The 2,793-nt window shown below is 60.8% G+C and carries 1 protein-coding gene and 2 pseudogenes; 1 reads left to right on the forward strand and 2 read right to left on the reverse strand.

Going from position 1 to position 2,793, the window contains the following annotated elements; all coding sequences use genetic code 11:
• Positions 1-878: 878 nt before the first annotated feature.
• Positions 879-1,232 (forward strand): annotated as a pseudogene (locus AB9K37_RS00715) (IS91 family transposase); the annotation flags it as partial.
• Between the two features lie 235 nt (positions 1,233-1,467).
• Here the strand turns inward: AB9K37_RS00715 and glmM are convergent.
• Both glmM and sul2 read right to left on the reverse strand, forming a co-directional pair.
• Positions 1,468-1,710, reverse strand: a pseudogene (gene glmM / locus AB9K37_RS00720) (phosphoglucosamine mutase); the annotation flags it as partial.
• An 86-nt stretch (positions 1,711-1,796) separates the two neighbouring features.
• On the reverse strand, positions 1,797-2,612 hold the full coding sequence (gene sul2, locus AB9K37_RS00725; RefSeq protein WP_001043260.1) for a sulfonamide-resistant dihydropteroate synthase Sul2: 816 nt from the start codon (positions 2,610-2,612) through the stop codon (positions 1,797-1,799).
• Positions 2,613-2,793: the final 181 nt, after the last annotated feature.

Raw genomic sequence — 2,793 nt, forward strand, 5'->3', positions numbered from 1 at the left:
TGTTGCCGAAAATCGGGGCGGGGTTTCTGGCGAGGAAGCGCGAAGCGCGCCCCTCTCCTGAAAGCCTGCCTCCCGGCGAGGGCAGGAGGGGGACCCGTGCAAGGTTGTCCGTAGGGGCGAAGGGGAGGGGGATCACCCGGCCACGCAGCTCGGCCCCCGGCCGAGACCGTGGTTGGGGAAACCCCTTCGCCCCGTTAAGCGGACGGCCTTGCGTGGGGGAACCGGCGGTTCCCTAGATGGACGGGGCGCGCTTGCGCGACCTGGCCCAAGGATGCGGGCGGCGTTCGGCTTGACCGAACCCCCCGCCAGTGTGATCGCCGCGCCCGCGCGGGGATCTCGAAACCTTCTCAGGCCAGAGCTTTCCAGCCCGCCCCGGCCAAGGGGACGGGGCAGGGCCTTGCAGGCGACGAGCTGGACGCGCCATTCCACAGCGAAGGATAGCGAGGCGACTTGTGGTAAGGTCTGGCCTCGCAAAAGGCCGAGGGAACCGAGGGAAGATCGTCACCCGAAGGGCCGAGATTTGCGGGCCGAACGGACCATGCCCCCGCGTCGATCCGCTGGCTCGGAACGAGACGGCGGGCGGCGCACCTGGGGGGCAGGGACGGGCGGCGCGCAAAGCTCGGGGAGTGGGCCGGTGCAGCCGGCGCACGAGTAGAGCCTGGTCCTGGGCGGGCGTGTCCTCGCGCCACTGCACGAGGTCACGAACGATCAGGATTTGCCATGCCCGGAAAAACGGTGAGCGTAATAAATAATGCCTCGAAGCAGTGCAATTGCCACATATGTTTGATATTATAATGACGCGCAATCATCTAAGATATAAAGAGAAAATGGCGATCCGATGCTTGAAATTATGGACATTTTTAAAACTATCTCTCAAGTCGCTATCCCGCTTCCACGGGGTGTTCGCACCCAACAGTCGGCACCGGGCGTTGGTCACGCCGGCAAAACGGGGCAGGGGCAACAAGGTCAGGGTGGCTGATGAACCGGCAACACCAGCACAACGGCGAGCGTCGATGACATGGGCGCAACGGCTCAAGCGTGTTTTCAATATCGACATCGAGACCTGCAGCGGCTGCGGCGGCGCCATGAAAGTCATCGCCTGCATTGAAGACCCTATAGTGATCAAGCAGATCCTTGATCACCTGAAGCACAAAGCCGAAACCAGCGGGACCAGGGCGTTACCCGAAAGCCGGGCGCCACCGGCTGAGCTGCTCCTGGGTCTGTTTGACTGACGAGCCTGAAGGCCAACGATACCAATCAAAATGCTGCGTTCACAGCGCCGCGGCAGGGATCCGCCGTGCTGGTTGTCGGAAAAGGAGCCGCTAGTGGGAAAGAGGAGGGTAAATTTTCAGCGTTGCTGGCTCCCCGTCAGCCGGATTGGGTTGCATCGCAGGGGTGTCGAAAGAGTCAACTGCGGTCCAAAGCTGTTGGACTTGGGTGAAAAGGGCGTTTATTCTTCCTATACGTTGTCGGCAGCGGGCCAAAAAGGAATACGTCCATGCCCATCGAGGTGAAACCGGCTGTGAGCGCGGGTTCAAGCATATAGCCCGACAGGCGCGTATCCTTGCCGATCACGACACGATGGCGGTGGTCACCGCGACGAAAGACACGGCCAGCCGCCATGCCGACGCGCAAGGCGGTTTCCGCCGTCATCGCGCCTTCGTTGGCTTTGCCACGAATACCGTCTGTGCCGAAATATTTGCGCACCATAAGGTCGATTATCCTGTCGTCGGGTCGCCCTCAAAGGGGACATGCCTGCTGAACCGCGAATATAGAGAAATATCCCGAATGTGCAGTTAACGAATTCTTGCGGTTTCTTTCAGCGCCGCCAATACCGCCAGCCCGTCGCGCAAGGGGCGCGGCTCGTGTGTGCGGATGAAGTCAGCTCCACCTGCGGCGGCGGCAAGCTCTGCAGCGAGTGTCGCGGCCCCGACATCCCCCGGACCACGGCCTGTGAGCGCGCGCAGAAAGGATTTGCGCGAAACAGACAGAAGCACCGGCAAATCGAAGCGCAGCCGCAATTCATCGAACCGCGCCAGCACCGAGAGCGAGGTTTCGGGAGCAGCCCCCAGAAAAAACCCCATGCCGGGATCAAGGACAAGGCGGTTGCGTTTGATACCGGCACCCGTCAGCGCCGCGATGCGCGCGTCAAAGAACGCCGCAATGTGATCCATGATGTCGCCAGCGGGTGCCTCGCGCCGATCTGCCTGCCCGTCTTGCACCGAATGCATAACGACGAGTTTGGCAGATGATTTCGCCAATTGCGGATAGAACGCAGCGTCTGGAAAACCGCGAATATCATTGAGATAGGCCACACCACGCGACAAGGCATAGGCTTGCGTCGCGGGTTGATAACTGTCGAGCGAGACGGGAATGCCATCTGCCTTGAGCGCGTCCAGCACCGGCGCGATACGCGCGATTTCTGTGTCGGACGAAACAGGCGCGGCGTCGGGATTGCTGGATGCCGGACCGAGGTCGATCACATCTGCCCCCTCGGCCATCAGCTTACGCGCCTGCGCAATGGCTGCGTCTGGCGCCAGATACCGGCCTCCATCGGAGAAACTGTCCGAGGTTATGTTGACGATGCCGAAAATGATGAGCGATTTATTCATGGGGGCTTCTATAATAATAATAATCGAGCATGAGTCTCATCCTGCATTCCCCAAGTGGCGTGTCGTTTGAGGTGAAGATCGCCTGTATCCGAGCGCTAGACAAGGATTTTCTGCCGCAAGCGGCACCTGCGGTCGCGCAGACTGCTGGATCTGGACGGATCAGACCGCGAAGCCGCTGTTT

Source organism: Donghicola sp. XS_ASV15 (assembly GCF_041224595.1).
Taxonomy (GTDB): domain Bacteria; phylum Pseudomonadota; class Alphaproteobacteria; order Rhodobacterales; family Rhodobacteraceae; genus Donghicola.